This is a genomic window from Hyphomonas sp. (assembly GCF_041689225.1).
Classification (GTDB): domain Bacteria; phylum Pseudomonadota; class Alphaproteobacteria; order Caulobacterales; family Hyphomonadaceae; genus Hyphomonas.
In genome coordinates this window covers 1-18,572 of sequence record NZ_JBDNGN010000168.1, presented here as the reverse complement: position 1 = coordinate 18,572, position 18,572 = coordinate 1, and the positions used below count along the sequence as shown (strand labels likewise).

At 62.6% G+C, this 18,572-nt stretch carries 15 protein-coding genes and 1 tRNA gene; 5 read left to right on the top strand and 11 right to left on the bottom strand.

Annotation, left to right across the window (positions count from 1 at the left end; genetic code table 11):
* Positions 1-124: 124 nt before the first annotated feature.
* Positions 125-1,615 (top strand): D-alanyl-D-alanine carboxypeptidase/D-alanyl-D-alanine-endopeptidase, encoded by a 1,491-nt coding sequence (gene dacB / locus ACESNB_RS16625; RefSeq protein WP_373009354.1) that lies wholly within the window; start codon positions 125-127, stop codon positions 1,613-1,615.
* Positions 1,616-2,129: 514 nt separating this feature from the next.
* Here dacB and parE read toward each other — a convergent pair.
* On the bottom strand, positions 2,130-4,133 hold the full coding sequence (parE, locus tag ACESNB_RS16620; RefSeq protein ID WP_373009352.1) for a DNA topoisomerase IV subunit B: 2,004 nt from the start codon (positions 4,131-4,133) through the stop codon (positions 2,130-2,132).
* 53 nt (positions 4,134-4,186) lie between these two features.
* Here parE and ACESNB_RS16615 point away from each other — a divergent pair, with 53 nt between their 5' ends.
* The 4 genes from ACESNB_RS16615 to ACESNB_RS16600 all read left to right on the top strand — a co-directional run bounded on the left by ACESNB_RS16615 (position 4,187) and on the right by ACESNB_RS16600 (position 9,002).
* Positions 4,187-5,488: an NADH:flavin oxidoreductase/NADH oxidase family protein gene (locus ACESNB_RS16615; protein WP_373009350.1), complete on the top strand. Its 1,302-nt coding sequence runs from the start codon at positions 4,187-4,189 to the stop codon at positions 5,486-5,488.
* 164 nt (positions 5,489-5,652) lie between these two features.
* Positions 5,653-8,070, top strand: coding sequence for an endopeptidase La (gene lon / locus ACESNB_RS16610; protein WP_373009348.1), 2,418 nt, complete (start codon positions 5,653-5,655; stop codon positions 8,068-8,070).
* 130 nt (positions 8,071-8,200) lie between these two features.
* Positions 8,201-8,839 (top strand): SDR family oxidoreductase, encoded by a 639-nt coding sequence (locus tag ACESNB_RS16605; protein WP_373009346.1) that lies wholly within the window; start codon positions 8,201-8,203, stop codon positions 8,837-8,839.
* An 87-nt stretch (positions 8,840-8,926) separates the two neighbouring features.
* A tRNA-Val gene (locus ACESNB_RS16600) sits at positions 8,927-9,002 on the top strand.
* A gap of 85 nt (positions 9,003-9,087) precedes the next feature.
* On the opposite strand, the gene ACESNB_RS16595 is transcribed toward ACESNB_RS16600, so the two are convergent.
* The 10 genes from ACESNB_RS16595 to ACESNB_RS16550 all read right to left on the bottom strand — a co-directional run.
* On the bottom strand, positions 9,088-10,194 hold the full coding sequence (locus ACESNB_RS16595; protein ID WP_373009344.1) for a tyrosine-type recombinase/integrase: 1,107 nt from the start codon (positions 10,192-10,194) through the stop codon (positions 9,088-9,090).
* Positions 10,195-10,406: 212 nt separating this feature from the next.
* Positions 10,407-10,634: a DUF2274 domain-containing protein gene (locus ACESNB_RS16590; RefSeq protein ID WP_373009342.1), complete on the bottom strand. Its 228-nt coding sequence runs from the start codon at positions 10,632-10,634 to the stop codon at positions 10,407-10,409.
* Entirely contained in the window at positions 10,631-11,890 is a 1,260-nt protein-coding gene (locus ACESNB_RS16585) for a TrbI/VirB10 family protein (RefSeq protein WP_373009340.1), read from the bottom strand. Before ACESNB_RS16585 ends, ACESNB_RS16590 begins: the two co-directional genes overlap by 4 nt.
* On the bottom strand, positions 11,887-12,903 hold the full coding sequence (gene trbG, locus ACESNB_RS16580; RefSeq protein WP_373009338.1) for a P-type conjugative transfer protein TrbG: 1,017 nt from the start codon (positions 12,901-12,903) through the stop codon (positions 11,887-11,889). The genes ACESNB_RS16585 and trbG overlap by 4 nt, the downstream gene beginning before the upstream one ends.
* 6 nt (positions 12,904-12,909) lie before the next feature.
* Positions 12,910-13,599 (bottom strand): conjugal transfer protein TrbF, encoded by a 690-nt coding sequence (trbF, locus tag ACESNB_RS16575; protein ID WP_373009522.1) that lies wholly within the window; start codon positions 13,597-13,599, stop codon positions 12,910-12,912.
* A gap of 6 nt (positions 13,600-13,605) precedes the next feature.
* A complete protein-coding gene (trbL, locus tag ACESNB_RS16570; protein WP_373009336.1) occupies positions 13,606-14,925 on the bottom strand; it encodes a P-type conjugative transfer protein TrbL in 1,320 nt (439 codons plus the stop codon).
* Positions 14,926-14,930: 5 nt separating this feature from the next.
* Complete coding sequence (gene trbJ / locus ACESNB_RS16565; RefSeq protein ID WP_373009333.1) at positions 14,931-15,653, bottom strand: P-type conjugative transfer protein TrbJ; 723 nt, start codon at positions 15,651-15,653, stop codon at positions 14,931-14,933.
* A complete protein-coding gene (trbE, locus tag ACESNB_RS16560) occupies positions 15,638-18,067 on the bottom strand; it encodes a conjugal transfer protein TrbE (RefSeq protein ID WP_373009331.1) in 2,430 nt (809 codons plus the stop codon). The genes trbJ and trbE overlap by 16 nt, the downstream gene beginning before the upstream one ends.
* Positions 18,061-18,333, bottom strand: a complete 273-nt coding sequence (locus tag ACESNB_RS16555; protein ID WP_373009329.1) for a VirB3 family type IV secretion system protein — start codon at positions 18,331-18,333, stop codon at positions 18,061-18,063. The genes trbE and ACESNB_RS16555 overlap by 7 nt, the downstream gene beginning before the upstream one ends.
* Positions 18,333-18,572, bottom strand: a 240-nt coding sequence (locus ACESNB_RS16550; protein WP_373009327.1) for a TrbC/VirB2 family protein, incomplete at its 5' end; no start/stop codon positions are given. The genes ACESNB_RS16550 and ACESNB_RS16555, both read right to left, overlap by 1 nt.

Sequence of the window (18,572 nt, the reverse complement as noted above, 5' to 3'; positions counted from 1 at the left end):
CAAGCCTGACGGCAAGACGTTCACATGGCGGCTTGCCCGCCCGCGCGCCGGTTTTCCGTCGATCTCTCCGGTTCCCTGCGCTAGGCTCTGCGCAACGCGTCAGTCGGGCCGGTGAAGGAATCCCATGCAAACCACTTTCCGGGCCATCCTGCTCGTCGCATGCCTCCTCGTCGCGGCCTGCGTCTCGCCGCTGCAGCGCGACCTCGAGACGATCCTGCAGCCGCCGGAATTGCAGGGTGTGCGCTGGGGCCTGCTCGTCACGGATATGCAGGGCCACGAGATTGTCGCCCTCGACCCCGACCAGCGCTTTCTGCCCGCCTCCAATACCAAGCTCTTTACCACCGCCGCCGTCTTCCGCTGGCAGGATGAGTTGGATGCCATGCTGCCACGCCTTGGCACCTTCATCGCGCTGGAAGATGTCGGCGAGACCGATGCGCCCGTGCTTGTCCTCCACGGGCGCGGCGATCCGGCCCTCAGCGACACGCCCGATTGCGAGACACGTTGCCTCGCCACGCTGGCCGACGCGGTGGCCGGCATCGGCCTCACCACTATTGCCCATGTCATCGGTGACGATACCTGGTTCCGGGACCAACGCTGGGGCCCCGGCTGGAGCTGGGACGACCTGCAGACGCGCTATGGCACCGCCATCTCGGCCCTCACAGTCAATAACAATACCGTCACCCTCACCATCACGCCCGCCGCCACAGAGGGCGCCCCGGCTGATGTGGCATGGGCGCCGGGCGACGCCGCCTACACGATCCTCAACGACACGGTCACGGCCCCCCGGCCGCAGCTGGACACAGACAACGCAGGCGAGGCGGCGCAAGACGATCTCCGCGTCTCCCATCTGCCCGGCACGGCCAGTGTCCGCGTGTCCGGCCATGTGTCGCCGGGCAGCGGCCCGCGCCGCGTCCCCCTCGGCCTTGACGACCCGGCCCTCGCCGCCGCCACGCGCCTTGGCGCCCTGCTGGCGGCGCGCGGTGTCACGGTTGAGGGCCCGCCTGTGTCGCGCCATCGCCCGCCCGGCGCCGCGCCGCAGGCGGCCCTGACAGCGCTGGACGATGGCGACAAGCCGCTCGCCGCGCTGGCGCCGCCCGCCTTTGCCGATGCGCTGGTGGCAGTCTCGAAGGACAGCCGGAATCTCCAGGCCGAACTCCTGCTGCGCCATCTCGGCCATATCAGCGAAGACGGCTCTGCCGAGGCCGGCCTCGGCCGCGTCGCCGCCCTGCTGGAAGAGGCCGGCGCCAGCCCAAACGGCTACGACCTGTTCGACGGCTCCGGCATGTCGGTCTATAACCGCGTCAGCCCTCGCACGATTGTCCGCCTGTTGATCTATGCCGCTACGCAGGACTGGGGCGAAGACTGGAAAGACACGTTCCCGGTCGGCGGCACAGACGGCTCCCTCAAGCGCCGCTTCCGGGGCACGATTCTGGACGGCAACATCTTTGCCAAGACCGGCACCCTCAAAGGCACCAACGCGCTGTCGGGCTACATGACCGCCGCCAGCGGCCAGACCCTGGTCTTCGCGGTGATCGCGAATGAACGGCCCTTGGCGGTCTCATCCTCCGCGCCGATGATGGACGCGGCCCTGGTGCGGATTGCGGAGGGGAATTGAGGGCAGGGGCATGCTGAGCGTTTGGAACTTGCAGCGATCCCCAATGCCACTTTGCCTGGGGATGCGGGGCGGTCCATTGGAGACAGTTCTGCACCTAGCTTTATCTTAGGCCAAAAGGGTGCTTCTCATCTGGTAATCATCCCCGAACTCGGCCTGATCGCCACGGCCCTGCCGGGCCTGCTCAACGCCGCGCTGGAAAAGTGGGATAATTCAAGCTGAGTCCGAGACGCTTGTCAGACAGGTTCGCCGGGCACCGGGAGGTGTTCCCGGACGCACCCGCATCTCTTCCCCCGAAGATACCTGCGCAGGCGGTATCCATGGACGAATGGGGCCACAGGTGCCGGGGGAAAGACCGGTCCATGGACCCCTGCCTGCGCAGGGGTCTGCGGTAATTGAGGAATTGTTCAGCCGATCCGCCCCACATCCCGAATTCCCGGCGAAAGCCGGGACCTCAGGCCATTGGAGAAAGGGACAGGCGGCACGAGACCCCGGCCTGCGCCGGGGACGCGGACAATCAGATATCCAGCTCGTCGACGAAGGCGGCATTCTCCTGGATGAACTTGAAGCGCGTTTCGGCCTTCTTGCCCATCAGGATGTTGATCAGGTCCGAGGGCTTCACTTCCGTCAGCGCGTCGAGCGAATCCGGCAGCGTGATGCGGGCCAGCGTGCGGGTCGCCGGGTTCATCGTGGTTTCTTTCAGCTGTGACGGGTTCATCTCGCCGAGACCCTTGAAGCGCACCATGTCGACCTTCTGGTTCGGCTTGAAATGCTTGGCCATGATTTCGGCGCGCTGGGTCTCGTCCATCGCATAGGCAATCGTGCCCTTGTTCGACAGGCGGAACAGCGGCGGCTGGGCCATGAACAGGCGCCCGGCCTCGATCAGGCCCGGCGTCATCCGGTAGAAGAAGGTGATCAGCAGCGCCGCGATATGCGCGCCGTCAACGTCGGCATCGGTCATGATGATGATGCGTTCATAGCGCAGCTCATCGAGGTCGAACTTGCGGCCAAGCTGGGTGCCGAGCGCGAGGGCGAGATCGTTGATTTCCTGGTTGCCGGCCAGCTTGTCGGCCGAGGCGCTTTCGACGTTCAGGATCTTGCCGCGCAGGGGCAGGATGGCCTGCGTTTTCCGGTCGCGCGCCTGTTTGGCGCTGCCGCCCGCCGAGTCGCCTTCGACGAGGAACAGCTCGGTGCCTTCCGGGCCTTTCGAGGCGCAGTCGGCCAGCTTGCCCGGCAGACGCAGGCGTTTGGTGACGGACTTGCGGCTGATCTCTTTCTGCTTGCGGCGGTTGGCGCGTTCTTCGGACCGGTCGATCGCCCAGGTCAGCAGCTTGTCGGATTCCTTGGGGCTGCCCGCCAGCCAGTGGTCGAACCGGTCGCGCACGGCGTTTTCCACCAGGCGGAATGCCGCCGTGTTCGACAGCTTGTCCTTGGTCTGTCCGACGAATTCGGGATTGCGAATGAACACTGACAGGAGCAGGCCCGAATGGCCCATAATGTCTTCCGCCGTGATGTCGCTACCCTTTTTCTGGCCGGTCAGTTCGGCAAAATTGCGCAGGCCCTTTGTGATGGCCGACCGGAAACCGGCCTCATGCGTGCCGCCCTCAGGCGTCGGGATCGTATTACAATAGGAGCGGGCAAAGCCGTCGGCCTCGCCAAAGCCGGCGCGGGTCCAGGCAATCGCCCATTCGACCTTGCCTTCCTTGCCCATGTCCACGAGGCCCGTGAACGCGGTTTCGGTAATCGTCGCCTTGTCGTGGAAGACTTCGTCCAGCTGGTCGGCAAGGCCGTTCGGATAGGACAGGACGGCTTCGGCGGGAATCTTCGAATCTTCCGGCAGCAGGGCCGGATCGCAATTCCAGCGCACTTCGACGCCGCGATAGAGATAGGCTTTCGAGCGGGCCATCTGGAACAGCCGGGCCGGGCGGAAGCGCAGCTTCTCGCCGAATATCTGGGTGTCAGGCCGGAATTTGACGCTCGTGCCGCGCCGATTGGGCGCCGCGCCAACTTTTTCCAGCTTTCCCTGTGGCAATCCTCGGGAAAAGCACTGACGGTAAAGCACCTTGTCGCGGGCGACCTCGACCTCGACCAGTTCCGACAATGCATTGACGACCGAGATGCCGACGCCGTGAAGGCCGCCTGCCGTTTCATAGGCCTTGTCGGAGAACTTGCCGCCCGCGTGGAGCGTGGTCATGATCACTTCAAGCGCTGATTTCTTGGGGAATTTCGGGTGCGGGTCGACCGGAATGCCGCGGCCATTATCCGACACGGTCAGGAAGTTGTCGGCGTCCAGCTTGATCTCGATACGGGTGGCATGACCGGCGACGGCCTCATCCATCGAATTGTCCAGCACTTCGGCGAACAGGTGATGGTAGGCGCGCTCATCTGTGCCACCGATATACATGCCCGGCCGCTTGCGAACGGGCTCCAGTCCTTCAAGAACTTCGATATCCTTGGCCGAATAGGCTGAAGAGTCTGGTATCATGGTGTCGAACAGCTTTGCTTGATTGGCAGCGCCCATATGTGGTCTCCCTTAGTGGGCAAGCGACTCAGTGTCGATATTGGGAGAACATAATGCCCGTCACGATTAATACCCCGTTAACCCTGCAGAGCGGCCTGACCTTCCCGAACCGTTTGGTGAAGGCCGCTATGACAGAGGGACTCGCCGATCCGCGCAACCGGGTAACTGAGGAACATCTGACCCTTTATCGCCGCTGGGCCGACGGCGGGGCAGGCGGCCTGATCACCGGAAATGTCCAGATCGAGCGCCATCATCTCGAACGCGTCGGCAATGTCGTGATCGATGCGAAGACTGGCGAAGACGAGATGGACGGCTTTTCGCGCTGGGCCGAGGCCGCAAAGTCCAGGGGCGCTGCGCTGATCATGCAGGTCAGTCATGCCGGTCGCCAGACGCCGAAACTTGTGAATCCGCGTCCGGCGGCCCCAAGCCCCGTCGCGCTTGGCCTGCCTGGCGGCCAGTTCGGTGAACCGCGCGCCATGACGCCTGATGAAATCCGTGCTGTCGTCGAGGGCTTCGGCCGCGCCGCGAAGGTCGCCAAGCGCACCGGCTTTGACGGCATCCAGGTCCACGCCGCCCATGGCTACCTGCTCAGTTCCTTCCTGTCGCCGCTAGCCAACCGGCGCGAGGATGACTGGGGCGGTCCACTGGAAAATCGCGCGCGCCTGCTGGTGGACTGTGTCCGCGAGGCCAAAGTGCAGGGCGGGGCAGGGTTTTCGGTCTCGGTGAAGCTCAATTCCGCCGATTTCCAGAAAGGCGGCTTCAGCCATGCGGACTGCCTTCTGGTCATCGACGTCCTGAACGGTTTGGGCGTTGATTTCGTAGAGATTTCCGGCGGCAATTACGAGCAGCCCAAGATGATGGACATGGAAGGCCTGGAGCCCTCGTTTGAAGAAACGAAGCGCACGTCCACCCGCGAACGGGAGGCTTACTTCCTTTCCTATGCCAAATCCGTCCAGGAAAGGGCCAGCATGCCCCTGATGGTCACAGGCGGCTTCCGGACGCTCAGCGGCATGAATGCCGCGCTCGCATCGGGTGAAGCGGACCTGATCGGAATCGGTCGCCCGCTCTGCGTCGATACGGCAACGCCGGCGAAGCTGCTGGCCGGTGAAATCGAGACCGCCGACCGCTGGGAGGCGCAATTGCGCATCGGCCCCGGCCTGTTCGGGCCGAATTCTCCGATCAAACTGGTCAAGGCCCTTAACGGTTTCGGCGCACAGGGGTGGTATTATGAACAGCTTCGCTTGCTGGCGGCGGGAAAGGCCCCCAACCCCAAACTCGGCGTTCTCAAGGCCTTCATGGCCCATCAGAAACGGGAAACTGTGAGTGCCAAGGCGTGGGGGGGCGCGATGCCTTGATTTCAGGCGGATTTCCATTTCCCCAGAATCTTGCGCATTCTTCGGGTTGAAGCAGGGCCCCTTTCAATCCACATCTTAGTCAATGGTTCGACTTTCTTCACGAGTGTCGGGCAGAGTAAAAGGGTCGCTGCCATGCGGGGCCTAAATTCCAAGGAGGCATTAAAATGCCAGTACTGAAGAACCTCCCGGTGTTGCCGCTAAGGGACATCGTTGTTTTTCCGGACATGGTCGCCCCGCTCTTCGTGGGCCGCGACAAGTCTGTGCGTGCGCTCGAAATGATTGATGAGGGCGATAATGAAATCATGCTGGTGGCCCAGCGCGACGCCGCGATCGACGATCCCGGCGCCGATGACGTGCACGAAATCGGCACGGTCGCCACCATTCTCCAGCTTCTGAAACTGCCCGACGGCACCGTGAAGGTCCTCGTCGAAGGCCAGACACGTGCGCGCCTGCTAAAGCTGCACGATCGCGGCGACTATTTCGAAGCGGAAGTCGAAACTATTCCCGAGGCCGATTCCAATGGCGGCGACGTCCAGGCCCTCATGCGTGCCGTTCAGGAGCAGTTCGAGAATTATGTAAAACTGAACCGCAAGATTCCGCCGGAATCCGTCACCACGATCGGCCAGCTGACAGAGCCGGGCAAACTGGCCGATGCCGTTGCCTCGCAATTGTCAGTGAAGATTTCCGACAAGCAGGAATTGCTTGAACTTTCCGACATCAAGGACCGCCTCGAAAAGGTGTTCGCCCTGATGGAAGGCGAGATGGGCATGCTGCAAATGGAGCGGAAGATCAAAAACCGCGTCAAGCGGCAGATGGAGAAGACCCAGCGCGAGTATTACCTCAACGAACAGATGAAGGCGATCCAGCGCGAGCTGGGCGAACAGGGCGGCGACGGCGGCGAACGCGACGAAGTGGCCGAACTGGAACAGAAAATTGCCGATACGCCTTTTTCCGAGGAAGCCCGCACCAAGGCCGAAGCCGAGGTCAAGAAACTGCGCCAGATGTCACCGATGTCTGCGGAATCCACCGTCGTGCGCAATTATCTCGATTGGCTCCTGTCCCTGCCATGGGGCAAGCGCAAGGATATCCAGACCGATCTCGCGAAAGCCGAGAAGCAGCTTGATGACGACCATTACGGTCTCGATAAGGTCAAGGAACGGATCCTAGAGTACCTTGCCGTGCAGAAACGCACCGGCAAGCTGAAAGGCCCGATCCTCTGCCTCGTCGGCCCTCCTGGCGTCGGCAAGACTTCGCTTGGCAAGTCCATCGCCGAAGCCACGGGACGCGACTTCGTGCGCGTGTCGCTGGGCGGCGTGCGTGACGAGTCCGAAATTCGCGGTCACCGGCGCACCTATATCGGCTCGATGCCGGGCCGGATCGTTCAGTCGCTGAAAAAGGCGAAAACGGGTAACCCGCTCTTCCTGCTCGATGAGATCGACAAGATGGGCATGGACCATCGCGGCGATCCTGCCTCGGCTCTGCTCGAAGTGCTCGATCCGGAACAGAACTCGACCTTCAACGACCACTATCTTGAAGTCGACTATGACCTCTCGGACGTGATGTTCGTCACAACGGCGAACTCGCTCAACATGCCCCAGCCCTTGCTGGACCGTATGGAGATCATCCGCATCGCTGGCTACACCGAGGACGAGAAGGTCGAGATCACCAAACGCCACCTGATCCCTCAGGTGCGTGAGGATCACGGCCTGCAAGCCGAGGAATGGATCGTCACCGACGAAGCCGTTCGCGACCTTGCGCGGTACTATACCCGTGAGGCAGGCGTCCGGTCGCTGAAGCGCGAGATTGCGCGGCTCGCCCGCAAGGTCGTGCGCAAGCTGGCGACCGACGAAGCGCTGACCACCGTCACGATTACGGCGCAAACCCTGCCGGACTATGCCGGCGTGCGGAAGTTCCGTTACGGCTTGGCCGACGTGACCGATCAGATCGGTGCGGTCACAGGCCTAGCCTGGACCGAATCCGGCGGCGACCTCCTCACCATCGAGGCGGTTAAGATGCCGGGTCGTGGCAATATGAAGGTCACGGGCAACCTGCGCGACGTCATGAAGGAATCGATTCAGGCGGCCAGTTCGCTTGTCCGGTCCCGGTCTGTCATACTCGGTATCAAGCCGACCGTGTTCAGCACCAATGACATCCACGTGCACGTGCCCGATGGCGCAACGCCCAAGGACGGGCCGAGTGCCGGTGCGGCCATGACCACGGCCATCGTGTCGCTGCTGACCGGCATTCCGGTCAATCGCGAAGTTGCGATGACGGGTGAGATTTCGCTGCGCGGACATGTCCTGCCAATCGGCGGCCTGAAGGAGAAACTCCTTGCGGCCCTGCGCGGTGGCATCAAGACGGTGCTCATCCCGGAAGAGAACGAGAAGGATCTCGAGGACATTCCGGACAATGTGAAGGCCGGTCTCCGGATCATCCCGGTGTCGGATATCAATGAAGTGCTGGAGCTTGCGCTCAGCGCGCCGCTCAGCCCGATTGTCTGGTCGGAAGCCGACGAAGCCGCCCTCCAGGCGAGCCTCTCCGGCCAGCCCGCCTCCGCTTCGGACGCCGTGCGTACGCACTAGTCCCTGGCATATGAACAGGAAACGGCCGCGTTGATGACGCGGCCGTTTTTTTTGGACTGCTGACCGGGCGGAACGGAGTCTGCAGGGGATCATTGGTCTGTCAGATATTCAAACTGACAGGAGACACGCTATGAGAATTTTGGTCGCAGGCGCCACTGGGAATACAGGCGCACGCCTCGTGCGCACACTTGCCGCCGCCGGTCACACGCCCGTCGCCATGATCAGGGGCAGTTCCGATACCAGCGTCCTGCCGGATGGTTGCGAGACCCGGATGGCTGACCTGAGTGATTTGCCCAACGATGTCGCCCGTGATGTCGATGCAGTGATATTTGCGGCCGGTTCGGGCGGGCACACGGGTGATGACTTGACGGACAAGGTGGACCGCGATGGTGCGATCGCGCTGATCGGCGCGGCGGTAGATGCCAAGGTCGGACGGTTCGTGATGCTAAGTTCCGTGGGCGCAGACGACCCGTCAAAAGGTCCCGACGCCCTTCGCCATTATCTTGAAGCCAAGCATACCGCCGACGAGCACCTGAAAGCGGCAGACGTGCCGCATGTCATCGTCCGACCGATCAGCCTGAGCGACGATTCGGGAAACGGTCTCGTGTCGCTTGCCGAACGCATTGACCGCGATGGACAAGTGACGCGGGATGATGTTGCGTTGGTACTCGCTGTATCCGTCACGCAGGCAGGGCTTGCCGGCAAGGTGTTTGAAATGGCGGCGGGCAAGACACCGGTTGCGCGCGCCATGGCTGAGGTCGCGGACTGACGGGACAGGTTTGAACGCGACTCGCCTTTTTCACACGGGCTCTCTTGCTTTTTGGTCCAATAATCCGCAAAAGCCCGCGATTGGATAGGGCGGTTAGCTCAGTTGGTAGAGCATCTCGTTTACACCGAGAGGGTCAGCGGTTCGAGCCCGTTACCGCCCACCATAAAAACAAGGCACTAGCGCGGTCTAGAGAGCAAACACGGGTCACCGTTAACACCCCCGTTAACAGTTTTGTTCTTCTTCCGTGCCTATTTTCGACGGGTCATGGCGTCGATTACAGCGCTGTCCGAGACATAAATGCGCTTCATTTTGGCCAGTGTGCCAGGTGTCCATCCGAACAGGTCGACGAGTATCTGATCCGAAATGAGCGCTGGATAGAGGTGCTGCAGAATGATCATATTCGTCGCGCATGTTTTGCGCAGGTCGTGAATGGTCGGACCCTGGTTTTCGGGGCCCAGGCCGACTTTGGTGCGGTGACGATCAAAGCTGGTTCCAAATCCTTCGGCGGTCCATGGCGTTCCACGGCTTGAGAAAAGAACGGTGATCGGCTCCGTCTTCAGCTTGTTTCGCGTTTCATCGATTTCATCCAAAAGATCTTTCAGTGGCGGCGTGACCGGGATCAGCGCCGTATTGCGCCCACGACTTTTGCTGGTTGGAATGATGATGTGGTCTCGCGTCAGGCAAGAGACAGGCAGTCTGATCAGATCCTCGCGCCTCAGGCCGGTAAACAAGGCGAGTTTGAAGGCCCAGGCGAGGTGGGTCGGAGCTGACTCCAAGAACGCAATCTGCTCCTGGTCAGACCAGATTCTTGCTTCCGTTGGCCGCTGATATACCGGGTCGATCCCGTGTGCCCGGTTCCAGTCAAGGCGACCGTCCTTCTTGCACCATGTCAGGAATGCCGAGAGGGCGATGACCGCTTCATCAGCTGCGCTGGGCGAGTGGCCCCATACCGTGTCGCGATGGGTTGTAATGAACTTTATCACCCTGCGGCTGTCGAAGATCGACAAAGGGGCGTCAGCCGCTTTTGCTGCCCCGTGCAAAGGCATCTCCAGCCACTTGTCGAGATAGCCGATGCGGGCAGCTTGTCCTTTCGGTTTCATTTTCCTGAAGGCGACACATTTTTCGCGATAGAGGCAGACCGTCTCGGCAAGGCTTCCTTTTTGCGGGCCCCGTTCAAGCGCAACGGCCTCGTTGTAGGCAGCCACAAATTCGGGGTCGAGCCGTTTCCCGGGAAGATCGATACGCTTGCCTTCAGACGTCCAGAATTTCGGTCCGTTGCGGTAGGCGTAATAGTGATAGCGGGTCCGACCATCACTCAGTGGACGCGGCACGACATAAATTCCCTTGATCGACATTCTCAGCTTCCCAGCCATCTCGCCTCCGTGTCATTCTTGAGTGCGAGAGACGACTTGTCCAGAAGTGTGATTTCACCATCAGGCGCCAAGCGCACGCTGCAAACATCGAAGCCAGTCGCTTTTGCTGCAGACAGCAATGAGCTCAGACGGCGCTTTATTTCAACGGTCTTGAGGTGCGGAGGGAGGGGTTTGCGGGGCAAGAAACGATCCCATCATCTGGCAGTGAGTTTACGCGCTTTCCGGAATCCGGCGTCGCTTGCGAGAAACGCTTCCAGCATGTGAGGCACAAGAACCTGCACGCTTGCGTCTTCCCCATGAAGCTGGCTGTGCACCCGGGCATAGTCTTCCAGCTCGGTCGCGAGCGACGGTTCAATCTGGAGCAGCAGTTTCTGCGGCGTTCGGTCCGGCAACGGCCCGATTTTCAACATCAGTTCACTCATGGCGTTTTGCCTCCTTCATAGGGTTTCAGGATGATGTCCTTGTTGACGATGATGCCGAGGCGCCAGCCCGGACGGATCGTGATGGTCGGCTGGAGGTCCAGATTGCGGCGGACCAGGTCCTGGCCGGCCTGATTGGCGCCGGTCTGGGCCGACCTGCGCAAGGCTCTCGCAATATCGCCCTCGTCATCGCTCGCGAGTTCGGAGCCGACACCGAGCAGCGTGGAGAGCGCCACGCCCTGCAGCAGGCGCCAGGAATGATAGTCGACCTTGTCTTCGAGCCCGGCATATCCGCGCGCATCGGTGCCGGCGAGATTGTCGATCCGGATCGATGTGCCGTCAGGCATGATGATGCGCGTCCAGACAAGCAGGGCGCGCGACTGGCCGAACGCGATCACGCTGTCATAGCGTCCGATGACACGGGCCCCTTGCGGGATAAGCTCGGTCTGCCCGGTGACGGTGTCATAGACCGGGCGCGTAACCTGCGCGATCACCTGACCCGGCAGGTCAGAGTTTACGCCTGTGAGCAGGGTCGCCGGAATGACCGTTCCTGCCATCAGCTGCCAGGGCGATGCGGGTGTCTCGAGCTGATGCGGATTGTAGATCGAGGCATCAGGCTCTTGCTTCAGGAAATCCAGCTTGCGCGCCTGCCGGTTCGGATCCTCGCTCAGGGCAGATCCGAATGCGCCCGGCGCAGAGGCCGTCAGTGCGGACAGGTCCGGAAACTGAACCGACGGCGCGCGGTAGCCGGTGTCGCCAGACACATCTGCCGACACCATGTTCCGCTGGCCGATCGGGAAGAACACCCCGCTCCCGCGCGCGGCATCCGACATGGCTGCCTCACGCGCGGCCAATTCTGCTTCGCGCATGGATAGCTGAGGATCTTCGTCATGCGGCGCTGCGTCATATGCGTCATCAAACGCCATGCGTCCTTCACGCCGGGCTTTCAGGATGGGCGTCCCGAGATCACCCGGCAAAGGCGGGCCGAGCTCGGGCGCGTCAGGTTTCACATCACTGTAGCTTGCCGGCAGGGCTGCGAGCCCCTCTGCGGTCGGCTTGCTGGCTGTCGAGTAGAGTTCCTTGCCTGCCGCTTGCGCGCGCCTGTCCGGAGATTGCAGGGCAAAGGCCAGCGATCCGAGGACAATTGCGCTGGCTGTTCCAAGCAGGATGGCAAGCGCGCGCTTCGAGAACCGGCGCACCGGCCGCGGTTTCCCCCGGATCTCGAGCGCCTCAGGGGCGGGGATGGATGCTTCGCTCATTGACCTGGCGCGCCCAGATCTGACCGCGCGATGCGCACGACGTCCTGCTTCTTTTCGCCAAGCCGGAGCTCGGCCTTCGCAAACAGGCGGTCGACCACATAATAGTCGCCCGACATGCGATAGTTCACGAGCTGGGCGCGCCCGTCCCGGCCGATCACGAACAGAGCCGGCGCGTCGCCCTGGTCGAGCCGGGCCGGAAACTGGATGTAGACCTTGCGGCCATCATCGAACACGCGCTGGGGGCGCCAGTGCGGCTTGTCGCCGGCAAGCGCATAGCGAAACTTCAGCCGGTCGAGCTGGAGGCCTTGCGGCGCGTGCGCCTCGGCAGGCCGCGGCGCAGCATTGGCCATGCGGGTCACGAGTTGCTGGTCGGCGTAGCGCCAGGAGACGGCCGCCATATAGGTTTCCTGGAAGGCCTGAAGCTCCAGGTGATAGGCCCGGCGTGACGTCGTCACGATCAGGTTAGTCTTCAGGCCCGGCTGCGTGGGCTTGACCAGAATATGGGCCTGCGCGGTCGATCCGCTGCCTGACACCGTATCGCCAAGCACCCAGCGGACCGTGTCACCGGCTGAGACCGAGACCAGTTCTTCGCCCGGCTCGAGCGCAATGTCAGTGACCTGCTCGGGCGCGCAATAGACCTGGTAGAGCGCGCCGATCGTATAGGGATAGACCTGGATCGCGTTCATGTAATTGTCGAGCGAGGGTTCGATGGAGGCCTTGCTGTTGGCAGTCTCGATCGCCTCATAGGGTTTGAGGGATGGCCCTACGGCATCGGTAACGGGCAGGGGTTTCAATTGTCCCGGCATTGGTACCGGCTGATAGGTCGTCAGCACGAGCGGCGCGGGCGCATCAGCCTGGCCGTCTTCCGGTTCGGACAAGAGATCTTCGGCGAATGCCGCGTCATCGGCCAGTTCGGAATCGAGCACGATGTCGGGCGCGCTGCCACCAGGAGGAAAAGTTTCGCAAGCTGCAAGACAGGTTGCGCCGAGAAGGATCAGGGCAAGGTGTTTCATGGGGATCTACTCCTGTTTGTGGTCTTTCGACCAGTTGAGGCCGTGGACGTAGAGTCCCAGCGGGTTGGCACGGAGGGTTTCGACATCGCGGGGCGGATCGATCACGATGGAGAAGACGCCGGTATGGTTTGATTGGCCGGTCTCGGCGCCGTTGCGGAATGCGGTCTCACGCCAGCGCACGGTGAAACTGTCATCGGAGGAGCGCACCACGCTCGTCACATCAACCGAGACCGAGCGGTGGCCGAGATCGGCAAAGGGATCATTGTCCCGGGCATAATCGTTCAGCGTGGCCGCGGCCCGGTCGGTTGAATAGGCATAGGCCGTCAGCCAGTTCTGGCGCACGACGACCGGATCGATCGAGACAGAACGCGTATTGGTGACAAAGTCAGCAAGATGAAAGGCGATCTGCGCATCGGTTGGCTCGTAGCGCCCCTCGGCAGGCCCGACGGCGCGCACGGCGCCGTCGCTGGTCAGCTCGACCACATAGGGTGTCACGATCGATTGGGTTGAACGCCAGACAAGCCCGCCCGCCAGGACGAAGGCCAGTCCAATCGCGCCCAGTGCGGCAAGTCGCCAATTGGCCGCCTGCACCCTGTAGGACCCAATCCGGTCGTCCCAGGCCTGCGCGGCGCGCTGGTAGGGGGTGACAGGTTCCGGCGTGTCGCCATAGGCCGACCGGTCGCGTTTCCAGAGCATGCTCATCTAGTCCTCGTCTGTTTTGAGTTGCAGGGACGTGCCGGCGCCGGGCCGGTCGCCATCACGCACGACAGAGGCTGCCATCATGCTGGCATCACGCGTGGCCTGGCTGCGCCGGATGCGGCTTGCCCAGTCTGGCGCGGCGCGGGCCTCGGCCGGCATGGACGTACCGCCAGAGCCGCCGGTCGCGGCGAAAGCTGCCCGGCTTCCGGCCTGTGAACGTGCCCCCGGATTACCAAAGGCGCGGCGCGCAAACCCTGCGGCGCCCGAGGCAGCCGTCTGGACGCCGGCGCTGGCGACCCCGCTGATGCCGGCTGCTGCCGCGCCCATTCCGGTCTTGCCGGAACTTGCTGCGCCGAGCGAATAGGCCGTGCGGGCCCCGCCTGCCATGGAGGCGGCCGCCCCAACAGCGCTGCGGCTACCACCGGCCACGGCAGAGACGGCAGACTTTGCCACACTCCCACCGGCCACTGTGCCGGCGGCGACCCCTGCTGTGGTGCCAACGGCGGCACCAGCGCCAAGCTGGGGCGCGCCGGAGACAAGGCCGGTTGCGATGCCCGGACCGAACAGGCCGAGCGCCAGCAGGGACAGCGAGCCCAGGATGACAGAGGCGGCCTGTTCGAGCGTGACATTGTCCGGTTCGAACGTGGCCGTGATCGCGGTGAAGATGGTCGAGCCAATGCCGACAATGATGGCGAGCACCATGAGCTTGATGCCGGATGCAATGATATTGCCGAGGACTTTCTCGGCGAGGAATGAGGTCTTGTTCCAGAGCGCGAAGGGAATGAGGACAAAGCCTGCAAGCGTTGTCAGCTTGAACTCGATAATGGTCACGAAGAGCTGGATCGCGAGGAAGAAGAAGGCAAGCAGCGTGATCAGCCAGGCGAGGAAGAGAACCGCGATGATCACAATATTCTCGAAGAAGGCGATCGGTCCGGTCAGCTTCCTGATTTCATCAAGCAGGGGATAGGCGGCGTCAAACCCGGTGGCGGCGACAAAGCCCGGCTTCATCATGTCATCGGCTGTGATCGTGCCGCCGGTTGCATTGAGGCCGAGCTGGGCAAAGCTAGCGAACACCACATCGGCAAGCAGGGCAAAATTGCCAAGGATCAGTGCGAAGGCGCCAACATAGAGCACTTTCTTAAGGAACCGGCCAATAATGTCCGTATCCGGACCCATGGCCCAAAAGAGGCCTGCCAGCGTGATATCGATCGTGATCAGGGCTGTGGTCAGCCAGGCGACGTCGCCCTGGAGCAATCCGAACCCGCTATCAATATAGGCCGAGAAGGTTGCGACGAACTGATCGATGACATTGAGGTCCTCCATCGCCATCAGTTCCGCGTATAGGCGGCGCCGTCGCCGCGAAACCGGTCATGGCGCACACGGGCCTGCTCTTCGAGCGCGGCGCGCCGCGACGCCTCGACCGTCTCCATCCGGTATTGCGCCGCCATCAATTGTTGCATTTGTATCTGCTGCGCGATGGAGAGCGCGATTAGCTGGTTGCCGGCTTGCGCCACAGACAGGTTGCCGGAGGCGGACTGGCTCTCGGAGACAAGCTCACTCAGCGTGCCCTGGGTATCGGCGATTGCCGAGACGATGCCCGACTGGACCTGGACCGTATTGGCAAACCCGCGCTGGGACAGGCGCCACTGGTTCTGCGCCTCAATGACAATCTGCGCGTTTGACAGATCCTCATAGGTTTCTGGAAACGCCTCCTCGTAGCGGCGCTCGGATTCCTCAACATCATAGGAGATCTGGTCAGCCTCGCGCATCAGCGTATCGATCCGATCGAGCAGGCGCTTCAACTGGTCGATCGAGGCATAGTCGAGACGTTTCAGGTCCTCGGCCTGGTTCACCAGCATTTCGGTCTCATGCTGGAGCTGGCTGACCTGGTTATTGATCTGCTCCAGCGTGTGGCTTGCGGTCAGGATGTTCTGGACGAGATTTGTCGGATCGAGCACGACATCACCGACGCCCAGCAAGGCCTCGGCGCGCGGCGCGAGCCCCACCAGGCCGAGGGATCCGAAGAGGAGCGCGGCTATTCTGCGGCGCATGGCACAGCCTCCCTTTTCGTGATCAGATCTGCCGCCCAGTCGAGCCCCTTGAAGGCCAGCCAGGCTGGCGCAAACCCTTGCCGTCCTGCCGCTTCCAGAACGCGCCCCATCTCGACCTGGTCGGCTTTTGACCCGGCAGCGCAGAAAGCGAGCGCGACGGGCCCGAGTTCCAGATCGAACAGGCGATTTCCGGCCGGGCATTGCAGGTAATAGTCGCGCTTCGGCGTCGCCCGGCCGATCAGTTCGATCTGGCGCGCATTGAGCCCGAACGCGTCATAGGTCTTTGCCTGTCCCGGTTCTTCGGCTCGCGCATTGGCCAGGAAGATCCGTGTCGGGGCGCTCTCGATCAGCGCGGGCGCGATGGCGCTCCCCGCGACATCTGCGAGGCTCTGCGTCGCAAACACGACCGACACGTTCTTCTTGCGCAGTGTCTTCAGCCAGTCCCGCAGGCGACCGGCAAACAGGGGATGATCCAGGAACAGCCAGGCCTCATCGAGAATGAGCAGGGTCGGACGCCCATCAAAGCGCGCGTCCAGTTTCGCGAAGAGATGCGCCAGCACCGGCGCAGCGAGCCGCCTGTCCTGCATCAGGGCCTCCATTTCGAAACAGGCCATGTCGGAGGCGGCAAAACTGTCAGCGTCGGCATCCAGCAATGCGCCATAGGGGCCTTCCAGCGTGTAGGGCGCCAGCGCCTGGCGGAGCATTGAAGATTGGATAAGGGCGGCAAGACCGGTCAGGGTCCTTTGATGGCGCGGCGCCGCTGCAAGGCTTTGCAAGGCCGACCAGACCGCCTCGCGCACTTCGGGGACGATCTGGACGCCTTCCTGTTCGATCAGCGCCAGGACCCAGCCTTGCGCCGCTGCCAGGTCGGCCTCATCGGCAAGGTCTGCAAGTGGCTGGAAAGCATGCTTGCCCTCAGGCCCGAGATCATACCAGTCACCGCCGAGCGCCAGCGTCATGGCCCGCGCCGAGCCGCCCTTGTCGAACACAAACACTTGCGCGTTCTCATAGCGCCTGAACTGCAGCGCGATCAGTGACAGCAGGACCGATTTGCCGGCCCCGGTCGGCCCGACAATCATCATGTGGCCAACATCGCCTTGTGTGTGCACGAGCCGGAACGGCGTCGCACTGGCCGAGCGCGCCATCAGGAGCGGCGGGCCGCCAAGATGCGCATTGCGTTCAGGCCCGGCCCATTGCGCCGATAGCGGCGCCATATGGGCAAGGTCGATTGTATTGAGGAGCGGCTGGCGGATATTGGCATAGGCCTCGCCTGGCAATGTACCGAGCCAGGCATCGAGCGCGTTCAGGGTTTCAGGCGTTGCGGTAAAGCCGCGGGCATTGATGACGCGCTCAGCGGCCCGGATGCGGTCTTCTGCGACCAGCGGATCGGCATGGGTCAGAACGAGCGTGGCCGTGTAGTAGCCAAATGCGACATGGCCTGCACCAAGGGCCTGCAGGGCCGCGTCGACATCTGCCGCCTGATTGTCGGCATCTGTGTTGAACTGCGTTGCCGGTTCATTGGTCAGGATTTCGCGGAGATAGGAGACAAGCGAGCGGCGCTTGGCGAGCCAGCCGCGCATGTAGCGGTTGAGGATCTTTTCTGCGTCCGGCTTGTCGAGCGGTATGAACCGGGTCACCCAGCGATAGGGGAAGCCGAGCTGGTCAAGTTCGGCCAGCAGGCAGGGCTCGCTCGATCCGGGGAATTTGCGCACCGTCAGGACTTTCAGTGTTTCGTTGCTGAGCAGAGGGGCGAGCCCGCCGGTCACGTCGGTATCGGCGAGCAGGCCGTCCAGGAACATCGGCGTCTTCGGTGCCCGGACTGCATGGCGTTTCAACGAAATGCAGCCGTGCAGATAGGTGAGGGTGGCGTCGTCATTCAGGAACCGCGCCTCGGGCATCAGGTCAGCCATCAGGTCCAGTGCGCGGGCGGTTTCTGTTTCGAACCGGTCGAGGTTTTCGGCGAAGAAACTGCGCGGGGCGTCCGAGGGATCCTCGATGAAGAGCTTCTCGACCCGCGCTGTCTTGTCGGCCGGCGGCATCCAGCTGAGGGTCAGGTAGCAGTCGGTCTCAAAATGCCGGCCGGCTTCTTCGAACTGGGCCCGGCGCTCGGCGTCGACCAGCCAGGCGGCAGGGTCACGCCATGTGCTGTCGGGATAGGCGGTCGACTCCCGGCGGTCGGCTTCGAACCAGAGCGCCCAGCCAGAGCCAAACCGGGCCAGGAGATTATTCATCCGTGCCGAGATGGAGACGAGCTCTTCAGGCGTCGCGCTCTCAAGGTCCGGGCCGCGATAGGCAATCGTGCGCTGCAGGCTGCCATCCTTGTTGAGGATGATGCCGGGCGCGATCAGGGCGGCCCATTTCAGATGATCGGCCAGGCGTGCCGGCCGGGCGCGATATTCCCGCAGGTTCAGCATGACAGGTGTCCCTTGTGGCGGACATGCCGGATCAGCACGTCCTGGAATTGCGGGTCACGGCGCGCCGCAAAGACGCAAAGCCCATGCGCGATCAGCCAGTAGGCAAGGCCAACACCCCAGAGCTGGAGACCGAGCCCGAGCGCTGCGGCGAGCGTGCCATTGACAATCGTCGCCATGCGCGGCGCGCCTGCGATCAGGATCGGCTCGGTGAGCGCGCGGTGAACCGGCGTCACATAGCCGTCAGGAAGAGGCGAACGACCAGCCATCAGAGTGTTGCCCCGCCGCCGAAGGAGAAGAAAGACAGAAAGAACGAGGTCGCGGCAAAGGCGATCGACAGCCCGAAGACAATCTGCAGGAGCTTGCGCATGCCGCCGCCGCTTTCGCCGAACGCGAGGCCTAGCCCGGTCAGGATGATCACGATGGTAGCGAGGATCTTGGCGACCGGGCCTTCAATGGATTCCAGGATCGATTGCAGCGGCCCTTCCCAGGGCATGCCGGATCCGGC

Coding starts and splice junctions, on each gene's coding strand:
- dacB (WP_373009354.1), top strand. CDS start 125: ATGCAAACCACTTTCCGGGCCATCCTGCTCGTCGCATGCCTCCTCGTC.
- parE (WP_373009352.1), bottom strand. CDS start 4,133: ATGGGCGCTGCCAATCAAGCAAAGCTGTTCGACACCATGATACCAGAC.
- ACESNB_RS16615 (WP_373009350.1), top strand. CDS start 4,187: ATGCCCGTCACGATTAATACCCCGTTAACCCTGCAGAGCGGCCTGACC.
- lon (WP_373009348.1), top strand. CDS start 5,653: ATGCCAGTACTGAAGAACCTCCCGGTGTTGCCGCTAAGGGACATCGTT.
- ACESNB_RS16605 (WP_373009346.1), top strand. CDS start 8,201: ATGAGAATTTTGGTCGCAGGCGCCACTGGGAATACAGGCGCACGCCTC.
- ACESNB_RS16595 (WP_373009344.1), bottom strand. CDS start 10,194: ATGTCGATCAAGGGAATTTATGTCGTGCCGCGTCCACTGAGTGATGGT.
- ACESNB_RS16590 (WP_373009342.1), bottom strand. CDS start 10,634: ATGAGTGAACTGATGTTGAAAATCGGGCCGTTGCCGGACCGAACGCCG.
- ACESNB_RS16585 (WP_373009340.1), bottom strand. CDS start 11,890: ATGAGCGAAGCATCCATCCCCGCCCCTGAGGCGCTCGAGATCCGGGGG.
- trbG (WP_373009338.1), bottom strand. CDS start 12,903: ATGAAACACCTTGCCCTGATCCTTCTCGGCGCAACCTGTCTTGCAGCT.
- trbF (WP_373009522.1), bottom strand. CDS start 13,599: ATGCTCTGGAAACGCGACCGGTCGGCCTATGGCGACACGCCGGAACCT.
- trbL (WP_373009336.1), bottom strand. CDS start 14,925: ATGGAGGACCTCAATGTCATCGATCAGTTCGTCGCAACCTTCTCGGCC.
- trbJ (WP_373009333.1), bottom strand. CDS start 15,653: ATGCGCCGCAGAATAGCCGCGCTCCTCTTCGGATCCCTCGGCCTGGTG.
- trbE (WP_373009331.1), bottom strand. CDS start 18,067: ATGCTGAACCTGCGGGAATATCGCGCCCGGCCGGCACGCCTGGCCGAT.
- ACESNB_RS16555 (WP_373009329.1), bottom strand. CDS start 18,333: ATGGCTGGTCGTTCGCCTCTTCCTGACGGCTATGTGACGCCGGTTCAC.